A 24,010-nucleotide genomic window follows, 5' to 3' on the forward strand; every position below is an offset into this window, starting at 1 on the left:
CGCGCGATCGATGGGGCGAGGGGACTGGTTCCTTGACCCGAGCGCCGTGGCGTCCGGCGCAACAGAATTGGGCTTCGCGCGGGGATACCGTCCAGTGCAAGCCGTCGGTCGGTGTGTGGCCTCGCGTGGCCTCCGGCGGGCCGTGCGGCCGATCCGCCGTGCGCGACGCGCCGTTGCGACCATGCGCCGACGCCGAGCCGCTCGCGAAGTGCGCGGGCTGGGTCTTGGCCCGGGACGTGCTCTCCTTCCTCGTACACAGCGGAGGCAGAAGCATGATGCGCGCGCGCTCACGTGTCGGGGTCGGGATCGTCGTTCTGCTCGTCGGGGCCTGTGGCGAGAGCGAGGACAGCCGCTTCGGCAAGGGGCAGTTCGGCAGCAGCGGCCTGGCCATCGAGAGCTCGGTGGGGGACGAGGGGCTGCTGCGCAGCGGTAGCGCGCTGCAGGTGCGCACGGGGGCGAGCGCGGCGTTTCGCGCGAATGCCCTGCACCAGGTGGTGGTCCTGAACCCGTCCACGGGGCGGGAGATCGCGCGCACCGATCTATTGACCGACCCGCTCGGTCGGCTGGAGCTCGCCTCCGTGGCGCACGACCTGGGCGAGTTCGACGGGGTCAAGGAGCGAGACGTCCTGGAGGTGAAGATCCACGACCTCAAGGGCGGTCAGGCGGTGGCCGCGGCCAACGTCCCCGTGGTGCCGACCCTGCACCTGCTTCAGGGCTACGGGTTTCAGGTGGACGAGGTGCAGCCGCCCTACATCTTCAGCGCGCGCTCCGACGGGCAGCCGGCCAACGCCTTCGTGGTCGGGGCGCTCCCCGAGCCGGGCGAGCTCGCGGGCCCCGTCTTCGCGGGCGGACGAGGCTTTCCCGCAAACGTGGCCACGGTGGACCTGTACCTCGTGCGCGATCGAGACGTCTGGAAGAACCAGCCCATCCCGCAGCGCGGGCAGGAGGGCTGGGTCGCCGGGCCGATCGCAGCGAAGGTGACGGGAGGCGTGATGCAGGTGACCAGCCTCGGGTGGCAGCCGGTCGGCCGGGACGTGGGTCCCTATGACCTCGTGGTGGACGTGGACCGCAACGGGCGGTTCGACTTCTCGGCCGGGTTCAAGGACGGCGCGGACGGCGAGGGGAAGGTGGGGCTGACCGTCCAGTACAGCGGCGCGTGGCTTCGCGCCCGGTCGAATGCGCTCACGGCCCGCGGGGCGGCCGACGCGGCGAAGGCGGCGGCGCGCACGGCCTCGATTGCGGCGTTTCAGGCCAGCTCGGCGGCGACGAACGACCCGCAGGCGACGGCCAAGGCCAAGACGATTCGCGAGGCCGCGACCCAGGCGCAGCTCCAGGCGACGGTGGCCGAGACCGCCGCGGTAGCCGCGGAGAAGGCCTTCAACCAGCTCCTCGCGGACGCCACGATCTGCGTCGCGCAGGCCTCGAAGGCCGAGGAGGCGGCGCGGCAGGCCGCGACCTTCGCCAAGGGGGCGGCGACGGACGCCGTGCTCACGGCGGAGGCGGAGAAGGCCTACGACGACGCGCTGCAGGCGCGCCTGACGGCCTCGCACCTGATCGTGAACCTCGCCTACGGGTCGTCCCGGCGCGGGGTGGACGACGGGTGGAAGAACCGCTACGCGCCGAGCGAGCGCGTCTACGCGTACATCAATCCGCCGGTCCAGCGCGGCGAGAAGCATGGTCGCGTGGCCAAGGTGATCGTGACGCATCAGGAGTGGGCCGGGTTCTGGAACAACCCGGCCCTCGTCGAGCCGGGCGGCCAGGGCTCCGTCGGTCGCATCCCCTATCAAAGCATTCTCGTGCAGACCCAGGGCGCCACGCCGCAGACCGGCTGCACCAACGCGCCTCCGGTGGCGATCCTGGACCCGTCGGCCCTGAGCCTCGGGCAGGTCGACCTGCTGCGCTTCGACGTGATCTACGACTACGGCAACGACGGCTACTACGACATCGGGGTCGACTTTCTCGACGTGGTGTCGACGCGCACCGACGGGGCGGTGGTGAGCGGCGTCGAGCTGGCCAAACTTCCTGCCGACCAGCTCTACGGGTTCTCGGTCGCCAAGTAGGGAGGCGCCGACGCGAGGAGCGCGTTCACCACGCCGCGCAGGGCGGGGTCCTCGACGCGTCCTCGGGTGCGGGCCAGGTGATCCAGCACCCGACCGATGGGCAGGACGAAGGCGTGGACATTGCCTCCGCCGGCGCCGAGCATGGCCACGGCGCAATCGCTGCCGCGTGCAAAGACCGGACTGCCGCTCGAGCCCGTCTCGTTGGCCAGCCTCAGCGTGATGAAGGGCTCGACCCACATCCCGCGATCGACGGTGCCCACCTGGAAGGTCTTCGGCGGGAGCTCCGGCTCGCCGAGCGCGCGCTCGAAGACGGGGCGACTGCCGAGCCCGCGCGCGACGAGCGACGGCTCGCCCCGGGTGGCGCGTGCGCGTTCCGCCTCCCAGATGCGCGGGAACCCCGCGTTGTAGACGGAGCGCAGACCTTCGTCCCCCTGGCGCGAGAGCCGCACCGGGGAGAGGTCGCGCAGGGGCGCGGGGAGTTGCACCCTGAGGAGCGCGTAGTCGATCTCGCGGTTCGCGGCGACGCAATCCACGATCGGCGCGGGGGTCGGTCGGGCGGAGCCTCCGCGATGAAAGAGGAGCGCGTCCCCCTCGACGGTGGCCTTGTCGAAGAGCGCCACGTGGTGGTTCGTCAGCACCAGCGCCAGGCCCGCCGCGTCGGGAGGCGTGACCAGAAAAGCCGTGCCGCCCGTGCGGCCGCCGTGCCGCTGGTACTGGGCCACGGCGTCCACGTTCTGCGCCACGCGGGGCTTCAGCCGCGCCTGGAGCTCGGGGGTCGCGAGGTGAAAGAGCGGCGCACGTGGGGCGCGGTCGCGCGCAACCGCGGCGCTCCCCGAGAGGAGGGCCAGCAGGGCGAGCAGGGCTAGAGATAGGCGCCGAGCCTCGGCCGGGCTGTGTCGTGACACGAAGGGCTTCTCGTAGCAGGAGCCGCGCCGGGCCCCGACCGCTGGTCATGGCCGTAATTACGAGGCGGTAGGTCTACAGCCGGGCAGTGCCGGTCACCGAACTCAGGAGCACGGCGCCGGATTCGAGGGACCCGACCCTCGGGCCCTGGTGCTGTGGACCGTCGGTTGCACGGTCGCAAGCCACCTGCGCGAGGAGTGTCCGCTCGGCTGGGCCCGCCGAGGCAGCGAGATCCGCAGCTTTCCAGGCATTGGGCGATGGCACGTCCCCTGCCTTTTGAGGACCCCGTGCAGAGGGCCCGGCCCGAGCGGTCGTCGCGCCGAGGCCCCGGACTCGGACGGAGGAAATGGGCAATGGAACGACAGCGAGGTTCTCGTCTTGGCAGCGGATGGATTCTCGGGGCTGCCGTCGCCGTTGCCGGCGCCGCGCCGGCGTGGGCCGCGCCCGAAGAACCTCTCGTCGTGGCCGCGCGGGAGGCTCAGTCGCAGGTCGAGTCCTTGCAGCAGGATCGGGAGGCCAGCGCCCGGGATGCGGCGAGAGTCATCGTGGACCGGGTCTGGACCTTCTTGCACGCCCCGGAGGTGATCGGCGCCGCGCGAGAGCACGCCGCGATCGGCGATGCGCTCCTCGGCCCGAGCGGCGGAGAGCCTCGTCACGGCGTCAATGAGCCGCTCCTCCGCTGCAGTTTCCTCGAGCACCCGAACCTCTGGGGCAGCGTCGGCACGCGGCTCGTGCGGACCTTCGGAGGATCCGTCGTGGTAGAGCACTGCACGCGAAGACGCGTCGGGGGGTATTACGGGGTGGATCAACCCGTCACGCAGTCTACGCCGGTGGCCTCCCAGGAGGCTGCGGTGGCGAAGGTGGCGGAGCTGATCCTTCAGGGCCAGGTCTTCGTCGACCGCCAGCCGGTTGGACTGCTCCTCAGGCCGGCAGCGCGCCTGCGACTCATGACCGACGTGGATGGCCTGATGCTCCAGTACCGTCAGAATCTCGCCGCGAATCTGCGCACGGCGACGCAGCGGCTGGCGGAGCGGCGAAGCGCGGCAGGGGGCGGTCGCGCGGACTAGAACTCCGCCTGGCGGGGAGCGCGCGGGAAGGGGATCACGTCGCGGATGTTCTCCACCCCGGTGAGGTACTGGATGGCCCGCTCGAAGCCGAGGCCGAAGCCGGCGTGGGGGACCGAGCCGTAGCGCCGGAGGTCCCGGTACCAGCCGTAGTCCGCCTTCGGCAGGTTCATCTCGTCGAGGCGCCGGTCGAGCATGTCGAGCCGGTCCTCGCGCTGGCTGCCGCCGATGATCTCGCCGATCCCGGGGGCGAGCACGTCCATGGCCGCCACGGTGCGGTCGTCCTCGTTGACCTTCATGTAGAACGCCTTGATGGCCTTCGGGTAGTTCACGACCACGACGGGGCGCCCCACCAGTTCCTCGCTCAGGTGGCGCTCGTGCTCCGACTGCAGGTCCATCCCCCAGTGGACGGGGAACTCGAACTTCTTGCCGCACTTTTCGAGGCGGGCCACGGCGTCGGTGTACTCGACGCGCTCGAAGGGGGCCTCGATGAAGGCCTGGACGCGCTTCACGCACTCCTTGTCCACGCGCTCGGCGAAGAAGGCCATGTCGTCCTGCCGCTCGTCGAGCACCGCGCGGAAGATCGCCTTCAGAAAGCGCTCGGCCAGCGCCACGTCGTCGTCGAGCGTGGCGAAGGCGAGCTCGGGCTCCACCATCCAGAACTCCGACAGGTGGCGCCGCGTGTTCGAGTTCTCGGCACGGAAGGTCGGCCCGAAAGTGTAGACCTTGGAGAGCGCGAGGCAGTAGCACTCCACGTTGAGCTGTCCCGAGACGGTGAGCCGCGCCTCGCGCCCGAAGAAGTCCTGCCCGAAGTCCACCGCGCCCTCCGGGGTGCGGGGGAGGTTCAGCAGGTCGAGCGTGGAAACGCGGAACATCGCGCCCGCCCCTTCGCAGTCGCTGGCCGTGATGATCGGCGTGTGGATCCAGAGGAAGCCTTCCTGCTGGAAGAAGCGGTGGATCGCCGCGGCCAGGCTGTTCCGCACGCGCGTCACGGCCCCGATGATGTTCGTGCGGGGCCGGAGGTGCGCCACCTCGCGCAGGTACTCCATGGTGTGGGGCTTGGGCTGGATCGGGTAGGCCTCGGGGTCGTCCACCCAGCCGACGACCCGCACCTCCTCGGCGTGGAGCTCCAGGGATTGCCCCTTGCCCTGCGACGCGACGAGCGTGCCGCGAGCGGTGACGGCGCAGCCGGCGGTGAGCCGCTTCACCTCCGCCTCGTAGTTCGGCAGGGTGGCCTCCGCGACCACCTGCAGCGGCGCGAAGCACGAGCCGTCCGAGAGGTGCACGAAGGAGAGGCCAGCCTTGGAGTCGCGCCGCGTCCGCACCCAGCCGGAGACGGCGAGCTGGGTTCCCGGCGCGAGCTTTCCGGATAAAATGTCGGCGATGCGTGTCGTGCTCATGAGCGGGAGTGAACGACACCGGGGCGGGGGGCGTCAACCGCTCCGTCGGGGGTAGAATGCGACGCTGTTTCAGGGAGGCCCTCATGCATGACAGAACACTTCGACCTGGTCGCGGCCGCGCGCCGCTCTGCGCCCTCGCCGGGGCCGCGCTCCTCGGGGCCGCGCTCCTCGCTCCCGCCGGGCTTCGCGCGAGCCAGCCGAGGGAGACCGACGTGCCGGCGCTGGTGCGGAAGGCGACGGTGGTCGCCATCGCCGAGGTCGAGCAGGTGATCGCGCGTCGCAAGCGCTGCGAGCAGACCATCTCCTACGTGCTGAAGCCCCGCACGGTCCTCGCGGGGAACGGCAAGCTGCCCCCGCGCCTCACCTTCGCGCACCGGGACGTGCTCTGGGGGCAAGGCTGCCCGCGCGTGGCCCGCTCGACCGTACCGGTGGCCCAGGAAGCCCAGCTCAAGTCGCAGGTCGTGGTGCTCCTCGAGCGCCACGGGGCCTGGACCGTCACGGGGACCTTCCCCCTCGCCGAGCGGGCCCGCGTCGAGGCCTGGCGCCGGGGAGCGAAGGGCGCGCCGTGAGCCACCTGGAACACCGCTCGCTGTGCTAGGGGCGCGCCCTACGCCTTCTCCGAGCGCTGCGCTGCCCGACCGAGCTTTTCGAGGATGAAGGCGCTCCACCAGCGCGCGGCGAAGAAGCGCCCCGGCCGCGTGAGTTCGAAGACCTCCGGTGAGGTGCGGGTGACCAGGCCCGCCTGCTCGGCGACCCCCAGCCACCCCTTCACCGTCGTAGCGCGCGCGGACCCGAGGTGCGGCTCGAGGAGACGTAGCTCGAAGCGCAAGGTCTTCGCCGAGAGCAGAAGGAGCTCCGTCGCCTCGTCGTCGGCGTCACGGGTGCCCCCGCTCCGCCGGGGCCACGCTCCGGCCTCGCAGGCCCGGAGGTACGCGCGCGTGTCGCCGAGGTTTTGCCAGTGGCGCCCCGCGGCCCCCGAGAGCGCACCGGCGCCGAGCCCGAGGCAGGCCCGGGCCGGCGGACGCCAGACGTCGAGCTGGTAGGCGCAATAGACGCCGCTCCTCGAGAAGTCCTCCGGTGTGTACGCGGTGAAGCCCGCCGCTTCGAGGCGCGCGCTGGCCCGCTCGTAGAGCTCGAGCTGGAGCGCCTGGACCTCCTCGCGCCGCCGGTAGAGGGGCGTGTCCGGCCGGTAGATCAGCGGAAAGATCGACAGGTGGGTGAGCGGCGCGGCGAGCGCCTGGTCCAGCTCGTGGTCGAAGTCCGCGAGCGTCTGACCCGGGAGTCCGTACATCAGGTCGGCGGAGAGCTCGGAGATCCCGGCTTCGCGGATCGTGCCGAAGGCGCGGTCGATCTCCGCGCGGCGATGGCGGCGACCGAGGGAGCGCAGGCGGGCCTCGTCAAAGCTCTGCACGCCGAGAGAGATCCGATCTATGCCGGCCGCGCGATAGGCCGCGAGCTTCGCCGGGTCCACCGATTCGGGATTCGCCTCGAGCGTGACCTGGACCTCCGGGCCGACGCGGAAGAGGCCGCGCAGCCTCTCGAGGAGATCGGCGAGCTTCTCGGCCGGGACGTACGACGGCGTCCCCCCGCCGAGGAAGATCGAGGTCACCCGCGCCCCGGCGAGCTGCGGCAGCGCGCCGTAGGCCTCTAGCTCCCACCGGAGCGCGTCGAAATAGCGCTCTATCAGCTCGTCGTCGCGCCCCTTGGCGAAACTGCAATAGGCGCATAGCGAGCCGCAAAAGGGGACGTGCACGTATACCGCGAAGGAATCGAGCGACGGGAGGCTCTCCGGCTCCGGCGCCGGTCCCTCGGGGGCGGGGGTCAGCGCGCGGGCGAGGAGCTCGCGCCCGAGCGCCTCGACGAGCTCGTACTGGAGGACGCCCGCCACGCGTTCAGGGATTGTGGTGGGGCAGCGGGATCCAGCGGCCCGCCCGCGCGTACTGGGCGAGGGCCCAGATCGAAAAGTAACGGCGGTAGTTCTCGTAGTTGATGAGGGCGGTCTTGTTGAAGACCCCCACGATGGACTCGCGCGGCCAGTCGCCGTCGCGGTCCTGCCGCTCGATCAAGAGCTCCGCGGCGCGCCGCGCCTCCTCGGTGGCGCCCTGGCCCCCGCGCACGAGCGAGGAGAGCGCCCAGGCGGTGTTCACCATCTGGCTCTCGGGGTGCTTGACGTAGCGCCGCTCGCTGCACGAGCTGTGGTGCTCGCCCCAGCCGCCGTCGGTGTTCTGGCGGGCCTTCAGGAAGGAGAGCGCGCGCTCGACGGCCGGGTCGGTGCCCTTGGCCCCCGCCGCGGTGAGGCCGTGCACGCCGAACCAGGTGCCGTAGGTGAAGCAGACGGCCCACGAGCCCTCGAAGCTGCCGTCGGCGCGCTGCTGCTGGCGCAGGAAGGTCTCGCCGCGCCGGATGGCCCGGGCGATCTCCGCCTCGAGAAAGCCGGGGAAGCGCAGGCGCGCGCGGGAGAGCGCCTGGAGGCAGGCCGAGGTGCACTCGACGTACGAGTAGTCCACCATGATCGCGCCGAAGACCTGCGACGGGTTCAGCAGCTCGAGCCAGTCGGGGCCGCGCTTGAGCTCGTAGGTGGCCCAGCCCCCGTCGGCGTTCTGGAAGGAGAGGAGCAGCCGCACCGCGTCGCGCAGGAGCTCCTCGGGGACCGGGCGCGCCATCTTCGGCTCGAGCGCGACGGCCGCCTTGAAGCCCTCGGCGGTGCAGTCGGTGATCGGCCAGCCGTGCAGGCGGTCGGAGAAGGGCCAGCCCCCCTTCGAGGCGTGGCGGAAGTAGCGCTCCTTGTGCGGCACGTCCTCGAGCACCTGGTTGTCCCGGATGTAGTCGTGCGCTCGGACGAGCGTGGGCAGGTAGTCGTCGGCGAAGGGGGTGGCCAGGATGCTCTGCACCGCGAAGGCCGTGTCCCACAGGGCCGTCGAGTTGTAGCCGTTCATCTTGGCGCCGTCGTGCCCGTCCCAGATGTACTGGTCCAGCGTGACGAAGCTGCGGCGCGCCTCCTCGCCGTCGGGCTCGCGGAAGTGGTGGACCAGCGTGTTCAGCACCGCGTTGACGGGGCCGATGCGGATGTAGTTCGTGACCTGGTCTTCGAAGCGGATGTGGTCGAGGAGCTCCTCCATGGCGCGGCGCCGCGTGGCGCGCGGGTGGCGGTCCTCGTAGAGGGCCATGGCCTGATTCGCGGCCCAGAGCACCTTGGTCGGCGGATTGTAGCTGTCGGCGCGGGCCACCGTGTCGCGGTGCCTGCGCCACTCGATGCTCTCGTAGGGCTGGGGATAGATCTCGCGCCGGATGGCCCGGATCTGCTCGTCGGCGGGGATCGCCGCGCGCATCCCATAGAGGTAGGCCATCGGCAGGTAGACCTGGCGGCAGTGGCACCAGAGCTTGCTCGGATGCACGGGGAGCGCGTCGGGGAGCAGCCAGAGCTCGGGGAGGATCGGGTTCAGCCCCTCGTAGTCGTAGAGCGAGAGGAGGGCCAGCGTGAACTTGCCCCAGCTCGCCGCGCCGAGGGGGCCGCCGTTCTCGTGGATCCAGCGGCGCATCCGTGCGAGGTCGGGGTCGGTCGCCGGGACGTCGAGGAGCCGGAGCGCCACGTAGCAGAGGACGCTCGTGAACATGCAGCCGTCCCCTTCCGCGTGCAGGCCGATGCTGCCGTCGGGCTGCTGGACGTTCCGCACGTAGCGGATCATCTCCGCGCGGCGGGCCGCGGGGATCGGATGCCGCGCGATGTGGCAGGTGGCCACGTACATGGGGAGGAGAAACATCGGGCCGCCGTAGTCCCCCTTCCACGACCCGTCCGCCTCCTGCAGCGCGGCCAGCTTGTCGAGCCCGCGGCGGAGCGTGCGCGAGATGACCTCGCTCGTGACGCCGTGGCGGGTGCGTCGGGGCCTGGCGTTCGAAGATGCGTCGGTGGTCGGGTTCACGGGGCTCTCCTCCGTCGGTGGATGGCGACGGGCGTCCGGCTTCGGCGGCGCCGCTGGCGTTCTAGCACCGGCCCGACCGCGTGGGCAAGGTGGCGGGCACCGCGTGTCGGGCCCCGCGGCTGCAACCTGCGGTTGGCAGTCGCGGCGCGACGGCTGGCGGCCGTCGTCGCAGGTGGCTGGCTGGACGGCGGCGCGAAATGCCGTCAACGCCGCGCGTTCACACGGGGCTCGAACGGCACGCAGGGTGCATTTGCGCGTCGGCGGAGGTGCTCGATGCGACGTTCGCGCAGGTCCTGGCTGGTCATCCTTCCTCTCGCCGTCGCGTGTCTCGCCGCGGCGCCCGCCGGAGCGGTCAAGAAGACGCCGCGACCGCAGGATTTCACCCGCGCGCGCGAAAGGCTCTTCGCTGCCGCGGAGGAGGTCGTCGCGACTCTCAGCCCGCGCAAGCTCGAGCGCCTCACGAAGGCCTTTGCCGGCGGGGGCAACGCCACGGCCCGCAACGAGGCGGCGATGGTGCTCGCGCTCCTCCTCACCGGGAAGGAGAACCCAGGGGGGCGCCAGCCGCCCAAGGGCGAGCCGCAGCCGTCGCGCAGCGGGCGACAGCAGCAGGGGGAGCGGAGCGTCAAGATGGAGGCGGCGCGGCAGCGGATCGCGGTGGCGCGCGCGCTGGTGCGCAAGGACCCCGAGTCCGCCATGCGCATGCTGCGGGGAGTGCTCGGCCGCGGCGACGACGCCTACGAGGTCCGCGGACGGTACGCGCTGGATGCCGAACTGACGCAGTCCGCGACGCACCTCCTCGCCGTCGCGGAGGGGGAGAAGTGGGTGCAGTACGCCGAGCGGATGTTCGGGGAGGGGAAGCTCGAGCACGCCCAGCCGTTCATCCCCGACGGTGCGTACTACACGCGTTCGATGAAGAAGCGCATGTACGACGTGGGTGCGCCGGCAGTCCGCGCGAACCTGGAGACGATGGTCGCGGACGGGACGCCGATCATCGCCAACCTGGAGGAGCTGGTGCGGCAGGGGCTGACGGCGGAGGCGATGAAGACGCATCCCGACAAGGACCGGCTCTGGCGCGCGCGCTACGACCAGATCAACGCGGCCAAGAACTACCTGGCGCACCGGGCGCTCTTCTACGCGGCGCACCGCTGGGAGGGAGACTACGCGCTGACCCACCGCGAGCCCCAGATCACCGCCCTGCGCAAGCAACTGCTCCAGATCTCGACGCGGCTCACCAGCCTCCTCGCGGGGCTCGGCGAGCGCGCGAACGGCGGTCAGTAACCGTTCCGGTCAGTAACCGTTCGACGCTCCGGGAAGGGGGGGCATCGGGCCCTGCGCGGCGACGAAGATGTGATACGGTCGCCGCGAGCGCCGCAGGACGCGGCGAAAGGACGATGCGCGAATCACGCTTCGACATTCTCTTCGAGCCGGTGAAGCTCGGACCGGTCACCGCGAAAAACCGTTTCTTCCAGGTACCGCACTGCAACGGCATGGGACACCGCCATCCCTCGGCGCACGCCGAGATGCGCGGGGTGAAGGCCGAAGGGGGCTGGGCGGTAGTCTGCACCGAGGAGGTGGAGATCCATCACTCCTCGGAGATCTCCCCCTTCGTCGAGGGGCGCATCTGGGACGACGCCGACCTCCCGGCGCACGAACGGCTCGTGGCCAAGGTGCACGAGCACGGGGCGCTGGCGGGGATCGAGCTCGTGCACGGCGGCATGGCGGCGCCGAACCTCTACTCGCGCACGCCCCCTCTCGGGCCGTCGCACCTGCCGGTCACGAGCACGCACCCGGTGCAGACGCGCCGCATGGACGCGAAGGACCTGCGGGACCTGCGCCGCTGGCACCGCCAGGCGGTAGCGCGGTCGCTCGCTGCGGGCTATGACCTGGTCTACGTCTACGCGGGGCACGGCCTGGCCACGCTCGAACACTTCCTCTCGCCTCGGTACAACGATCGCACCGACGGGTACGGCGGAAGCGTCGCCGGGCGGACGCGCCTTCTGCGCGAGGTGCTCGAGGACACGCTCGAGGAGGTGGCTGGCCGGGCCGCGGTGGCCTGTCGCATCTGCGTGGACGAGCTCCTCGGGCCGCAAGGGCTCGAGCGCGCCCAGATCGAGGAGGTGCTCGGGCTCGTCGGGGAGCTCCCCGACGTGTGGGACTTCATGGTGGGCAAGTGGGACTTCGACTCGCTGCCGGCGCGCTTCAGCGAGGAGGGCTACCAGGAGGAGTTCGTCCGGGGCCTGAAGAAGCTCACCTCGAAGCCGGTGGTAGGCGTGGGACGCTTCACCTCCCCCGACACCATGGTGCGCATGATCCGATCGGGGGTGCTGGACCTCGTCGGCGCGGCGCGGCCGTCGATCGCCGACCCCTTTCTGCCGAAGAAGCTCGAGGAGGGGCGGTGGGAGGAGATCCGGGAGTGCATCGGCTGCAACATCTGCGTGAGCGGCGACTTCACGCTGGTGCCGATGCGCTGCACGCAGAACCCGACCATGGGCGAGGAGTGGCGGCGCGGCTGGCACCCCGAGCGGATGAGACCGAAGAAGAGCGAGGCCAAGGTGCTCGTGGTGGGGGCAGGGCCGGCGGGACTCGAGGCGGCGCAGGGCCTCGGCAAGCGCGGGTATCAGGTGGTGCTGGCCGAGGCGACCGACACGCTCGGCGGGCGCGTGACGCGCGAGGCGCGGCTACCGGGGCTGGCGACCTGGATGCGCGTGGTGGACTACCGCAAGGGGCAGCTCGATCGGCTGAGCAACGTGGAGCTGGCGCTCGAGAGCCGCGTGACCGCCGAGGAGATCGCCTCCTACGGCTTCGAGCACGTGGCCCTGGCCACCGGCGCGCGGTGGCGGGCCGACGGCGTGGGACGCTGGCACACGCACCCCATGCGCCTCGTCGCGACCGAGACCCTGACCCCCGACGACCTGATGGCGGGCGCGAGGCCGGCCGGCGACCGCGTGGTGCTCTTCGACGACGATCATTACTACATGGGCGGCGTGCTGGCCGAGCTGCTGGCGCGCGAGGGGCGCCAGGTCACGCTCGTCACGGCCGAGCCGCGCGTCTCCGAGTGGACCACGCACACCATGGAGCAGCGACGGATCCAGAAGCGGCTCCTCGAGCTAGGCGTGACGCTCAAGACGTCTCACGCCGTGCTCTCCGCCGAGGGGGGCTCCCTGCGCCTCGGCTGCGCCTACACCGGGCGCGAGAGCGAGCTCTCGTGCGACGCGCTCGTGCTCGTGACCGCGCGGCTGCCGAAAGACGCGCTGGCCGAGGAGGTGCGGCTCGTGGTCGGGGAGGGGGAAGGCCCCCGCGTGCGTCTCATCGGGGATGCCTACAGCCCGGGCACCGTCGCCGCGGCGGTCTGGGACGGCCGTCGCTACGCCGAGGAGCTCGACGAGCCCGAATCGGACGGCGACGCCCCGCCGTTTCGGCGCGAGGTGGTCGAGCTGCAAGGGTAGTGTGCCCGGCGTACGACCAGAAGGGAGACTCGAGACAATGCGCCTGCGAACGTCGTTGCTCCTCGCCGCGCTGGTCAGTGGAATGGGCTGCGCGGCGAGCACTCCGGTACAGACCTGCCTTCAGGGTCAGAGCAGCGCGTGCACCTGCGTGAACGGGCGTACGGGGGCGCAGACCTGCACCGCGGAGCTCGTCTTCGGCCCTTGCCAGTGCAGCGCGCAGCCCGGCTCGGATGCGGCGGTTCCGACCGACGCCGCGCTCCCCCGCACGGACGGCCAGCCGACGACCCAGCCCAAGGGCTGGCGAGCTCTCCCCACCGCCGGAGAGCCCGCGGCGCGGTTCGGTCCCGCCGGGGTGTGGACGGGGAGCGAGTTCCTCGTCTGGGGCGGGGCGAACGCGGGTCCCTCGTACCCGCGAACCGGCGGGAGGTACCAGCCCGCGACGCGGAACTGGCGGTCGATCTCCACGGTCGGCGCCCCCGAAGGGCGGGCGTACTTCGCCGCGGTCTGGACCGGGAAAGCGATGATCGTCTGGGGCGGGCAGGACGCCGCGAACAACGTCTGGCGCGACGACGGCGCCAGGTACGATCCCGCGTCCGACACCTGGCAGCCGCTCCCGGCGGCCCCCGGCCTCCTCGGCCGCGAGGCGCACACGGCCGTCTGGACCGGCAAGGAGATGGTCGTGTGGGGCGGCTACAACAACAAGACCAAGACCTGGCTCGGCGACGGCGCGCGCTACGACCCCGCCACGAATCAGTGGAAGCTGGTGAGCGCGAGCGGTGCGCCCGTCACGCGCAACCAGCACACCGCGATCTGGACCGGGCAGGAGATGATCGTCTGGGGGGGCAACAACGGGGCGATGGTCCACCGGGACGGCGGTCTCTACGACCCGAAGACGGATTCCTGGCGACCGCTGGCGGCCCCCTCGAGTGTCGCCGCGCGTCGGGGACACGCGGCGGTCTGGACCGGCAAGGAGATGCTCGTCTGGGGGGGCTACGGCGCGGTGAAATCCAACCAGGAGGCCTTCTTCCTCGCCGACGGGGCGTCGTTCGACCCGACGGGCGGGACCTGGAAGGCCCTCGCCTCGAGCGGGCTCGATCCGCGCATGCGGCCGGCGGCGGTCTGGACCGGCAAGGAGCTGCTCGTGTGGGGGGGCGCGAGCCGGACGGAGGGCCTCTACATCTTCAGCGGAGGCAGCTACACGCCCGCGCCGGAGGCCTGGAGCCCGTTGCCCGCGATACCGGCCGACCTGACCGTCATGGAGCCGGCCGCGGTCTGGACCGGCACCGAGATGCTCCTCTGGGGGGGCCTCCAGGGGGGGGTCGGCCTGAGCTACGTGCCCTGAAGCGTTCGGACCCGGCGGAGCCTCGCACCGTGGGCCACATCGTCCTTCACGACGCCAGCTTCGACGAGCTCGACGCCCGCACCTGGCACGACCTCGTGCAGCTTCGCATCGACGTCTTTGTGGTCGAGCAGGCCTGCATCTACCGCGAGCTGGACGGGCGGGACGTGGAGACCACCACGCGGCACCTCTGGCTGGCCGACGAGCGTCCGGTGGCCTACCTGCGCGTGCTCGACGAGGGGAACGCCCGCCGCATCAGCCGCGTCCTGACGCGGAGCGATCGTCGCGGCGCGGGGCTCGCGGAGCGACTCGTCCGGGCCGCGCTCGAGCGGACGGTTCCCCCGGTGATCCTCCACGCGCAGTCGCACCTCGCCGCGTGGTACGCGCGACTCGGCTTCACCGTCACGGGCCCCGAGTTCCTGGAGGACGGTATCCCCCACCTGCCGATGCGCCGCTAGGGCGCTAGGGCACGCACCGGCGGTCCACGCACCTCTGCCCCTTCGGGCAGCGGTTTCCGCAGGTGCCGCAGTGGTTGGGATCGGCCTCGATGTCCACGCAGTAACCGTCGCACTCCATCGTCGCGTCCGGGCAGGCGGGCTCGCACTTCCCTTCGACGCAGGCCTCGGTCGGTCCGCAGGCCTTGCCGCACGCGCCGCAGTTCCAGCGGTCTCCGTCGGTCCAGGTGCAGCGCCCGTCGCAGAGCTCCAGCTCCAAGCCGCAGTCCGCGAGGCACTTGCCTGCGTCGCAGGCCTTGTCGAGCCCGCAGCTCTTCGTGCAGCTCCCGCAGTGGAGGGAATCGGTCTGAAGATCGAAGCAGCGCCCGCCGCAGGCGCCCAGCGTTCCTCCGCACTCCGCGGCGCACTTCCCGTTGCTGCAGACCTCTCCCTTCTTGCAGGCCTGGTTGCAGCCGCCGCAGTGGTTCGCGTCCTCTAGCACGCTCACGCAGGTCGCGCCGCAGGCGACCGTGTCGAGCGGGCAGCTCTCGCGGCAGCCGCCGTGCACGCAGAACTGGGCCGGCGGACAGGCCTGGTTGCAGCCGCCGCAGTTCATCCGGTCGGTGCGGGTGAAGGCGCACCGGTCGCCGCAGCGCGTCTCGCCGGGCCCGCAGGTCGCGAGACACTTGCCGTCCTCGCAGCCCTTGCCCGCGCCGCAGGCGTTGTCGCATTTGCCGCAGTGGTACGGATCGTCGTCGAGGTCGACGCAGAGGCCGCCGCAGTTGGTGTTCGTGCCGAGGCACTCCGCCGCGCACTGCCCGTTGGCGCAGCTCTGCCCCTTGGGGCAGCTCTTGCCGCAGGTGCCACACTCCTCCCCGGAGTGATTCTGCAGGTTGATGCAGAAGCCGAGGCAAGAGGTCGTGCCGTCGCCGCAGAGCTGTGTGCAGGATCCCTGCACACAATGTTCGCCGAAGTTGCACTGCTTGCCGCACACCCCGCAGTTGAAGGGGTCGCCGTGGGTCCAGACGCAGCGGTCCCCGCAGAGCTTCTCGTCGGGGTTGCAGTCGGCGAGGCAGGTGCCCTGGTGACAGAGCTGGTCCGGCCGACAGCTCTTGCCACAGGCCCCGCAGCTCGTACGGCTGTCGCGCAGGTCCACGCAGCGACCGTCGCAGTTCGTGAGGGGGCCGCCGCACTCTTTTTCGCACTTGCCGCTCACGCAGACCTCGCCCTTGCCGCAGGCCGCGTCGCAGGCGCCGCAGTCGGTGGCTTCGTTCTGCAGGTCCACGCAGCGATTGCCGCAGGTCGAGAGCCCGCTCGGACAGGTCGCGCCGCACTTGCCGGCGTTGCACCGCTCGCCGGGCTTGCACACGCCGTCGCACTTCCCGCAGTAGAAGGGATCTGTATAGAGGAAGGCGCAGTGCCCGGAGCAGGCCACGTTGCCCGTCTCGCACCCCTTCGTGCACTGCCCGCCCGCGCAGACCTCCCCCGCCTTGCAGACCTTGCCGCAGGCCCCGCAGTTGTTCGGGTCCTCGAAGAGGTCGGTGCAGGCCCGCTCCGGCTCGAAGAGCTGGGACCAGACCACGGGGCAGTTTCCGCGGGCGCCGCCGCATTCGGGCTCGCAGGCGCCTTTCACGCACACCTTGCCCGCCTCGCAGGCCTTGCCGCACGCGCCGCAGTGCGACGAGGTGGTCTTCAGGTTCACGCAGCGCCGGCCGCAGAGGGCATAGCCCTCGGGACAGGCGGGGACGCAGGTGCGGGCGAAGCAGGCCTCCTTGTCGCCGCAGCGGTGGCCGCAGCTTCCGCAGTGGTCGGGGTTGGCCCAGAGGTTCACGCACTCGCCCCCGCAGCGCGACTGGCCGACGAGGTCGCAGGGCTTGCCGGCGTCGGGACGCGGAGCTCCGTCGGGCCGGGGTCCCGCGCCGTCCGCGGCGGGGGGCGCGCCATCGTTCGTGGTCACCGCCGGCGAGCTCGGGCAGCCGCCGAGCGCGAGAAGACAGAGGGCAAGGATCCGATACCCGGTCGTGCGTTTCGACGTCGGCATACGCGTCCTCACTCGGCCCCCCCCGGAGGGGCCACGGCTAAGCGTCTAAGAGATGCAGTGCCACTAGAGTACGAGGCGGGGGCGGGCCGGTCAACGAGCTGGGACCGAGCCAGGACCGAGGGCGCGTGCGGACGTGACCCTACGCACGCCGACGGTGGCCGGTGCCCACGGGAGTCCTCCGTCGCGTCCGGCTGGCGACGTGTCCAGTCAGGCGGCGGCTCCCGCAGAGGGCTGGCCACTTACTTTTTCACCGTCATAACAGACCGTTCCATGTGGCCCGGTCGTTGCAATAGCGCCGCCGCGCCACGAAGGAGGCCCCCATGTTCGCATCTTCCGCTCGCAGCAGAACGCTTTCGGCTCTCTCCTTGTTCGTCACGCTGGCGGCCAGCTCGGCGGCGAGCGCGCGCGACACGTCGAACGACGAGCAGGTGCGGGCCATCGTGGCGGCAGCCACCGCGGACCTCGACCGGAGCGGCAAGGTCGCCGGGCTCTTCGGCCAGGCTTTCGCCGGGGCGATCGGCCTTGGCGACACCCCCAATGGCCGCTTCACCGCGGTGGTGAACGGCAAGAACGCGCGGGTCGAGGCCGTGAACGGCGAAGGGAAGACGCAGGTCGTGCTCGAGGTCGAGCAGGGCCGCGGGCTCTTCGGGGCGCTCTTCGGCGTGCGCAAGGTGAAGGCCGCGTCGCTCGCCACGGCTACCAACACCCCGGAGCAGGGGCAGCCCGTCCACACCGCCGTGGCGCAGACCGTGACGCTGACGTCGATTCGCCTGCTGCCCGGTGTGCGCCTCAGCTACCTCAAGAACGCGAACCAGACGACGCAGAAGGAGGAGCCCGCGCGCTCCTCGGAGGCGATGCTACGCGTGATGCTGAGCCAGGCCGGACCGCGCGTCACGGGGCTGACGGTCCTCAAGGTGGGGCACAACTACGGCATCAAGGTCGGGAAGCTGACGGGCTGGATGAGCCGCCAGACGGGTCGCGCCGAGCGCACGACCACGCACTAACGCATCTATCGAGGGGAGGGCTCGCTCCTTCTCCCGGCCGACGCCCGACGCCGCGCGCGTCGGCGGAACGCGCCGAAAGCGAGGAGCGTGCCGAGGAGGAGCACGGGACCGCTCCCCACGCCGGACGACCCGCTCAGGGGGCCACCCACCGTCGAGGCGCCGCACCCGGGTCCGCCGAGGAAGTAGACGATGAGCGCGTCGGCGATGTGCGTGGCCTCGAAGCGCGCCACCTCGGCGTTGCCGACGAGGAGGTTCGCGCCGCCCGCGGTCTTCTCGCTGAAACCCTTCTGCGTCAGCTCGGCGATCGCCTCGTTGGGCAGAAACTGCCCCGTGTATCCGTCTCCGTCCTGCTGCAGGTCGGCGGCCCGACGTGCGCAGGAGATGCCCGAGACGCCGCCGGTGGTGAAGACGTTGCTCACCACGAGCCCCTTGGCGCCGAGCGCCGCGGCCGTCACGCGAAACTTGGTCTTGAAGCCGTTCAGCCCGTCGGGAAAGAGGGCCTTCATGTCGCTCAGCACCGGCTGCGCGGGACCGGCGAAGACCTTGGTCACCGGCTGCCCCGACTGGAGCTGCGCCTCGACGGTCACCTCGTCGTCGGGGGCGAAGGGGACGGCCTCCGGCTGGTTGCTCGCCTTCTCGGCCTTCAGCTGATAATTGTCCGCCACGAGCGAGGCGCTGAGCTGGTAGCCCGACTGCTTGGCCTTGACGGTGAACTTCTTGACCTGCGCCTCCGGGTCGCTCGACCACTTGGTCACGTTCTCGTAGGCCACGCAGTACGCGCCGAGCTGACGGAACTTGCCGCGCAGCTCCTTCGAGGCGTAGCGGAAGGCGCCATAGACGCTGGTCTTGCCCTTGGTGAAGACCCCGCCCGACTCGGTCATGGAGGTCACGGCCCCGAGCGCCACGGGGTTCGTCTGAAGCTGCATGGCGGTGGACGGCGTGGGGCCCGCGTCGCCGCCTCCCCCGCCGTCACCGGGGGCGCTGCTCCCGTCGGCCTTCGGTGGTGCGCCCGAGTCCACCGTCGGAGAGCCGCCGGCGTCGGCGGTCGTGCCGCCGTTCGAACTGCACGCGGCGAGCAGCAGCGCGGTAGCCATCACGTTCACCCACGCACACCCCAAGGTCCGCATCGTCTTCCTCCAGGCTAGATAGATAGGACGCGCAGGATAGCACGCTGCGCCGAGCCGTCGAACGGCTGCGGCGCGAGTGCTATGCTCCGACGCGTGCTGCGCCTCTTGCTTCTTGTCGGACTCGCCTCGTGCGACGCGGGCGAGGAGACCCGTCTCGCGCACCGCTCTTTGCCTATCGTGAACGGTGTGCTCGACCGCAGCGTTCACGCGGTCGGTACCCTCCCGGGGTGTACGGCCACCCTCGCCGGACGGCGGCTCGCGCTCACCGCCGCGCATTGCGTGAAGACGGGCGAGCGTGTCGCGGTCACCTTCGAGGGCTGGCAGGGTCTGGCCCACGCCGAGCGCCACCCCGCCTACGACTTTCGCGCGCTCACCTACGACCTCGCGCTCCTCAGGCTCCTAGAGCCCGCACCCGCATCGATCGAGCCCCTCGCGCTGGCCTTCGTGGTCCCTGCGGCCGGCCAGACCGTCACCCTCCTCGGCCACGGGATCACCGCCGAGGACCGGACGGACGGGGCCCTCCGTCGGCGGGCGACGAGCCGCGTGGCAGCCGTCTCGCCGCTCCGCTTCGTTCTCGGGGGAGACGCGCCCGGTCTCGGGCAGAGCTGCTACGGCGACTCGGGCGGGCCCGTGCTCGACGAGGGGGGCGACGTCATCGGGCTCGTCTCCGGAAGCCTCCCCCCCTGCGGACGCAGCACCGACGTCACCCGGCTGGACGCGGCGGAGGCCTGGCTCCGAGAGGCCGGAGCGGGTGAGCTCCTCCTGGCAAACGCAGCGGGGTGTGCGGTGGCCGGTTCGTCGAGGCCGCCGTCTCCCAGCACGAGCTTCCTCGTCGGGATCGGGCTCCTCGCCCGCGCGGCGTGCGGTGCGCTCCGCCGACGCGCGCGGCGTTCTACGCTCCCGGTAGCAGGCAGAGCGCCCCGGGGGCGGCGACGGTCGGGTCCCGCTGCGCCGAGACGGTGGCGAGGGCCGCCATGCGCACCACCGCGTCCACCGAGTCGGCGCGCTGCATGACCTCCACCGGTCGCTCCAGCCCGAGGAGGATCGGCCCCACGACCTCGGCGTGTCCGAGCTGGCTCATCATCTTGTAACAGGACTGCCCCGTGTCGAGGTTCGGGAAGACGAGCGTGTTCGCCGGTCCGGTCAGCCGGCAGAAGGGGTAGAGCCGTCGCTGGAGCTCGAAGTCGAGCGCCACGTCCACCTGCATCTCGCCGTCCACCTCCAGCTCGGGCCGCGCGGCGCGCACGAGCTCCGTGGCGCGCGCCATCTTGCGCGAGCTCGCCTGCGGCGACGAACCGAAGTTGGAGAACGAGATCATCGCGAGGCGCGGCGTCACGCCGAGCTCGGCTACCTTCTCCGCCGTGAGGAGCGCGATCTCCGCCACCTGCTCGGCGGTGGGGTCCACGTTGACGGTGCAATCGGCGAAGAACTTCACCTCGTGCTGCAGGACCAGCATGTGCATGCTGCAGGCCCGCGTGACGCCCGGTCGCAGCCCGATCACCTCGAGGACCGGCCGCAGCGCCTCGGGATAGTGCGTGGTCAGGCCCAGCACCGCGGCGTCCACCTCGAGCTCGCGGAGCATCATCATCGCGTAGTGCGTGCGGCTCGCGCGCAGCCGGTAGTGCGCCTCCTCGAGCGTCACCCCCCGTCGCGCGCGGAGCTCCGAGTAGCGCCGGCAGTACTCCTCGAAGCGCGGGTGCTCCGAGGGGTGCAGGACCTCCACCTTGTTGCCGAACTCGAGCCCGAGGCGAGCCATCTGCTGCTCGACCCGCGAGCGACGGCCGAGGAGGATCGGCCGCGCGAGCCCTTCGTCCACCAGGATGCGCACCGCGCGCAGGATCGTCTCCGACTCCCCCTCGGGGAAGACCACCCACTTGGGCGCCTGCCTCGCCTGCTGGCGGATCTTGCGCATCTCGAGGTGCACGCGCCCGTAGACGCGGTCCTCGAGCTGCAGCCGGTAGGCCTCGAGGTCCACGCGCCGTCGCGCCACGCCGGTCTCCATCGCGGCCTGCGCCACCGCCGGCGCCTCCCAGGTCAGGACGCGCGGGTCGAAGGGCTTGGGGATGATGTAGTCCGGCCCGAAGCGCAGGGTCTGCCCCCCGTAGGCCGCCTGGACGGACGCCGGCACCTCCTCCCGGGCCAGACTCGCGAGCGCGTGCGCCGCGGCGACCATCATCGCCTCGTTGATCTCGCGGGCCTGCACGTCGAGCGCGCCGCGGAAGATGGCCGGGAAGCCGAGCACGTTGTTCACCTGATTCGGGAAGTCGCTGCGCCCGGTGGCCACGATCACGTCGGGGCGCGAGGCGCGGGCCTCCTCGTAGGAGATCTCGGGCGTCGGATTGGCCAGCGCGAAGACGATCGGGCGGTCGGCCATGGACTGGACCATCGCCGGCGTGACCGTGCCCCCGACCGAGTAACCGAGGAAGACGTCCGCCCCCTCGAAGGCCTGGGCCAGGGTCCGCGCGCGCGTGTGGCTCGCGAACTGCGCCTTGTAGGGGTTCATCCCCTCGGCGCGCCCCTCGTAGATCACCCCGGTCGAGTCGCAGAGGATCACGTTCTCCTTCTTCACGCCGAGCGTGACGAAGAAGCGCGTGCAGGCGATGCCGGCCGCGCCCGCGCCCGAGACGACGAGCTTGAGCTCGGACATCGGCTTGCCCTGGAGCTCCGCCGCGTTCAGGAGGGCGGCGCCGCTGATGATCGCGGTGCCGTGCTGGTCGTCATGAAAGACCGGGATGCCCATCCGGCGCTTGAGCTCCTCCTCGATGTAGAAGCACTCGGGGGCCTTGATGTCCTCGAGGTTGATCCCGCCGAAGGTCGGCTCGAGCTTGGCCACGATGTTGATCAGCTCGTCCGGGTCGAGCGAGTCCACCTCCAGATCGAAGACGTCGATGTCGGCGAACTTCTTGAACAGGCACCCCTTGCCCTCCATCACCGGCTTGCCCGCCTGGGCTCCGATCGCGCCGAGGCCGAGGACCGCGGTGCCGTTGCTCACGACGGCCACGAGGTTGCCCTTGGCGGTGTAGGCGAAGGCGAGCTCCGGGTCGCGCTGGATCTCGAGGCAGGGCTGGGCGACGCCGGGCGTGTAGGCCAGCGAGAGGTCGCGCTGGGTGAGGAGCGGCTTGGTCGGGACGACCTGGATCTTTCCCGGGCGCCCGCCCGAGTGGTACGCAAACACGTCTTCGGGGCGAATCATGGCTGCCTCTCGGTAAGGGGTGTGAGAGTTCTAGAAACGTCGTTCAAATAATGCCGAGCCAGGCCTCGAGGGTCTCCGCGGGCCACGCGCCGGGGCTCTCCGGCGTGAGCGCCAGCGCGTCGTCGAGCGGGAAACCGGCGATGGACGGCGCGCGGGGCCCGATCCGGGGCTCGCCGGAGGAGTCCTCCGCGGGCTCCACGACCAGCTCGAAGCGACCGTGATCGAAGGGCCGCCCGGGCGGGGGCGCCACGCGTACGACGCGCTCGCGCAGGCCGCGGCTCTCGAGCTCGAGGGCCCGGTGGATGCAGTACGGGTTGTTCCCGGGGGCGCCGAGGAAGCAGTGCGCGGTCCAGCAGCAGCCGCCGCGGCAGATCTCGGCGTAGTAGCAGTCGCGACAGAAGCCGGAGAGGCTCTCGCGTCCGCGTCGCGCGAGCGCGGCGAACCCCGGCGTCTCGGCGAGCAAGGTGGCGAGGCGCGCGGTGGAAAGCGAGCCCTTGCCGTAACTCTCCGAGGGGAGGGACGAGCAGCCCTTGACGGTACCGTCGGCCTCGATGCCGAGCACCCACTCTCCCGCCTGGCAACCGGTCCAGTGCGCGCCTCGTTCGCCGCCGTAGCGCAGCGCCGCCTCGAAGGGCCCGAAGTAGCCCACGTTGTTGCCGGGGAAGAGCGAGACCCCCGCGGGGGTGAGGATGCGCTGCTTGACCCAGGCGAGCAGCGGAAAGAGCTCGAGCAGCTCGTAGGGTTGCAGGAGGAAGGCCGGTCGGTCGGCGGCGTGCCCCATCGGCACGCTGAGCTGCACCTGCCAGCCGGTGCTGCCCAGGCGTGCGAGGAGCTGCCCGAGCGCGGGGAGCTCGGGGGCCGAGAGCCGGTTGAGCTGCGTGTTGTTCACGAGGGAGAGGCCCCGCCGGACCACGTTCTCGCAGGCGGCGAGCGCTGCCCGAAAGGAGCCCGCGACGCCCCGCTGCGCGTCGTGCGTGCGCGCGAGCCCGTCGAGCGAGATGCAGATCGTGCGTACCCCGGCGTCGGCGGCCTGGCCGACGCGCTCCGCGGTCAGATTGCGCCCCCCCGAGAGGAGACCGCAGATCATCCCTCGCTCGGAGATGGCGCGCGCGATGGTGGGCCAATCGGTTCGTAGATACGCCTCGCCGCCGAGGAGCGTTACTTCCCGGACGCCTACCTCGGCCAGCTGCTCGACGATCGCGAGGCAGGCCTCGGTCGAGAGCTCCGCGGCGCGCCCCTTGCCGGCGCGCGACCCGCAGTGGCGGCAGGCGAGGTCGCAGCGCAGCGTGAGCTCCCAGATGCAGTAGAGCGGGTGCGGCGCAGCGCGATCCGCCTCGGTCGGCGTGCGCGCGAGGCCTTCGGGATCACCGTCGAAGCGGGTGGCTGTGGGTGGTTCGTGCATTGGCTGCGCGATCGACGAAGGCGCAGCATAGCACCGCCCGGGAGCGGAGGGTCAGGGGCGGGGTGAGCGGAGGGTCAGGGGCCGGTGGGCGGCGTGGCGGGCGGGACGCGCTCGCAGATCACCGAATCGCGGGGCGGCTCGACGCACGGGACGTCGTTCCACTTGCCGTGCAGCGACGGATCGTTCTTGTACGCGCCGAACATGATCGCGCACTGCTCGATCCCCTTCGAGTTGTTGGGCTCGCCCGGCGTCCACTTCTTGAACGTGACCGGCTCGCCGCTCGGCCAGGTGAACTCGGACAGGTTCCCCGGCTTGCGCTCGAGGCCGATCCACGCCGACTGCACGAAGAGCGGCATGAGGCTGAAGATGAAATCGTTCTCCGCGGCCGAGCCGATGCTCGCGACCTGCGCCTTGACCTGCGCGCAGATGGCCTTGGCCGTGGCGAAGTCGATCCACTTGTAGCCGAGCATCGAGTAGCAGTGCCCGTTGAAGGGGAACTCCTGCCCCACGCACGGGTTCGGCGGCCCGACGTCCGGCTGCGGCGCGTCGGGGGTGCGGGCGTCGGGGGGCCGCCCGAGGTCGGGGGCGGGCTCGATGGGCGTCTGTACCGGCCGCGCCGCGTCGGGCGTAGCCGGTGGTGGCGGATTCACGCGAGCATCTTGGCGGGGCTTCAGGCG

At 71.2% G+C, this 24,010-nt stretch carries 17 protein-coding genes; 8 read left to right on the forward strand and 9 right to left on the reverse strand.

What is annotated here, in order from left to right; all coding sequences use genetic code 11:
- Window positions 1-272: 272 nt before the first annotated feature.
- Entirely contained in the window at window positions 273-2,060 is a 1,788-nt protein-coding gene (locus IT371_26525; GenBank protein ID MCC6751236.1) for a hypothetical protein, read from the forward strand.
- Here the strand turns inward: IT371_26525 and IT371_26530 are convergent.
- A complete protein-coding gene (locus tag IT371_26530) occupies window positions 2,036-2,965 on the reverse strand; it encodes a trypsin-like peptidase domain-containing protein (protein MCC6751237.1) in 930 nt (309 codons plus the stop codon). The two genes, IT371_26525 and IT371_26530, sit on opposite strands and share 25 nt — an antisense overlap.
- Window positions 2,966-3,424: 459 nt before the next feature.
- Between IT371_26530 and IT371_26535 the strand changes: the two genes are divergently transcribed.
- Window positions 3,425-4,030 (forward strand): hypothetical protein, encoded by a 606-nt coding sequence (locus IT371_26535; protein ID MCC6751238.1) that lies wholly within the window; start codon window positions 3,425-3,427, stop codon window positions 4,028-4,030.
- Here the strand turns inward: IT371_26535 and asnS are convergent.
- Window positions 4,027-5,427, reverse strand: coding sequence for an asparagine--tRNA ligase (gene asnS / locus IT371_26540; GenBank protein ID MCC6751239.1), 1,401 nt, complete (start codon window positions 5,425-5,427; stop codon window positions 4,027-4,029). The genes IT371_26535 and asnS overlap by 4 nt on opposite strands.
- Window positions 5,428-5,510: 83 nt before the next feature.
- Here asnS and IT371_26545 point away from each other — a divergent pair, with 83 nt between their 5' ends.
- Window positions 5,511-5,996 (forward strand): hypothetical protein, encoded by a 486-nt coding sequence (locus tag IT371_26545; GenBank protein ID MCC6751240.1) that lies wholly within the window; start codon window positions 5,511-5,513, stop codon window positions 5,994-5,996.
- Window positions 5,997-6,034: 38 nt separating this feature from the next.
- Here IT371_26545 and hemW read toward each other — a convergent pair whose 3' ends face one another.
- Both hemW and IT371_26555 read right to left on the reverse strand, forming a co-directional pair.
- Complete coding sequence (gene hemW / locus IT371_26550) at window positions 6,035-7,315, reverse strand: radical SAM family heme chaperone HemW (GenBank protein ID MCC6751241.1); 1,281 nt, start codon at window positions 7,313-7,315, stop codon at window positions 6,035-6,037.
- Window positions 7,316-7,319: 4 nt separating this feature from the next.
- A complete protein-coding gene (locus IT371_26555; protein ID MCC6751242.1) occupies window positions 7,320-10,397 on the reverse strand; it encodes a hypothetical protein in 3,078 nt (1,025 codons plus the stop codon).
- Between IT371_26555 and IT371_26560 the strand changes: the two genes are divergently transcribed.
- The 4 genes from IT371_26560 to IT371_26575 all read left to right on the forward strand — a co-directional run bounded on the left by IT371_26560 (window position 10,386) and on the right by IT371_26575 (window position 14,590).
- Window positions 10,386-10,625 (forward strand): hypothetical protein, encoded by a 240-nt coding sequence (locus IT371_26560; protein ID MCC6751243.1) that lies wholly within the window; start codon window positions 10,386-10,388, stop codon window positions 10,623-10,625. The two genes, IT371_26555 and IT371_26560, sit on opposite strands and share 12 nt — an antisense overlap.
- A gap of 113 nt (window positions 10,626-10,738) precedes the next feature.
- Window positions 10,739-12,793 (forward strand): FAD-dependent oxidoreductase, encoded by a 2,055-nt coding sequence (locus IT371_26565; GenBank protein ID MCC6751244.1) that lies wholly within the window; start codon window positions 10,739-10,741, stop codon window positions 12,791-12,793.
- Window positions 12,794-12,830: 37 nt separating this feature from the next.
- Complete coding sequence (locus IT371_26570) at window positions 12,831-14,135, forward strand: hypothetical protein (protein MCC6751245.1); 1,305 nt, start codon at window positions 12,831-12,833, stop codon at window positions 14,133-14,135.
- Window positions 14,136-14,164: 29 nt separating this feature from the next.
- Complete coding sequence (locus IT371_26575; protein ID MCC6751246.1) at window positions 14,165-14,590, forward strand: GNAT family N-acetyltransferase; 426 nt, start codon at window positions 14,165-14,167, stop codon at window positions 14,588-14,590.
- Window positions 14,591-14,594: 4 nt separating this feature from the next.
- Here IT371_26575 and IT371_26580 read toward each other — a convergent pair whose 3' ends face one another.
- Window positions 14,595-16,607, reverse strand: coding sequence for a hypothetical protein (locus IT371_26580; protein MCC6751247.1), 2,013 nt, complete (start codon window positions 16,605-16,607; stop codon window positions 14,595-14,597).
- 320 nt (window positions 16,608-16,927) lie between these two features.
- Here IT371_26580 and IT371_26585 point away from each other — a divergent pair, with 320 nt between their 5' ends.
- Window positions 16,928-17,611, forward strand: coding sequence for a hypothetical protein (locus IT371_26585; protein ID MCC6751248.1), 684 nt, complete (start codon window positions 16,928-16,930; stop codon window positions 17,609-17,611).
- A gap of 5 nt (window positions 17,612-17,616) precedes the next feature.
- On the opposite strand, the gene IT371_26590 is transcribed toward IT371_26585, so the two are convergent.
- From IT371_26590 to IT371_26605, 4 genes are all read right to left on the reverse strand, one after another.
- Window positions 17,617-18,738, reverse strand: a complete 1,122-nt coding sequence (locus IT371_26590) for a hypothetical protein (protein MCC6751249.1) — start codon at window positions 18,736-18,738, stop codon at window positions 17,617-17,619.
- Between the two features lie 892 nt (window positions 18,739-19,630).
- Window positions 19,631-21,931: an NADP-dependent malic enzyme gene (locus tag IT371_26595; protein ID MCC6751250.1), complete on the reverse strand. Its 2,301-nt coding sequence runs from the start codon at window positions 21,929-21,931 to the stop codon at window positions 19,631-19,633.
- Window positions 21,932-21,974: 43 nt separating this feature from the next.
- The gene (locus IT371_26600; protein MCC6751251.1) at window positions 21,975-23,333 is read right to left on the reverse strand and encodes a radical SAM protein; all 1,359 of its coding nucleotides are present in this window, start codon (window positions 23,331-23,333) and stop codon (window positions 21,975-21,977) included.
- 74 nt (window positions 23,334-23,407) lie between these two features.
- Complete coding sequence (locus IT371_26605; GenBank protein ID MCC6751252.1) at window positions 23,408-23,983, reverse strand: C-type lectin domain-containing protein; 576 nt, start codon at window positions 23,981-23,983, stop codon at window positions 23,408-23,410.
- Between the last annotated feature and the right edge of the window lie 27 nt (window positions 23,984-24,010).

It is taken from the genome of Deltaproteobacteria bacterium, from assembly GCA_020848905.1.
Taxonomy (GTDB): domain Bacteria; phylum Myxococcota_A; class Polyangia.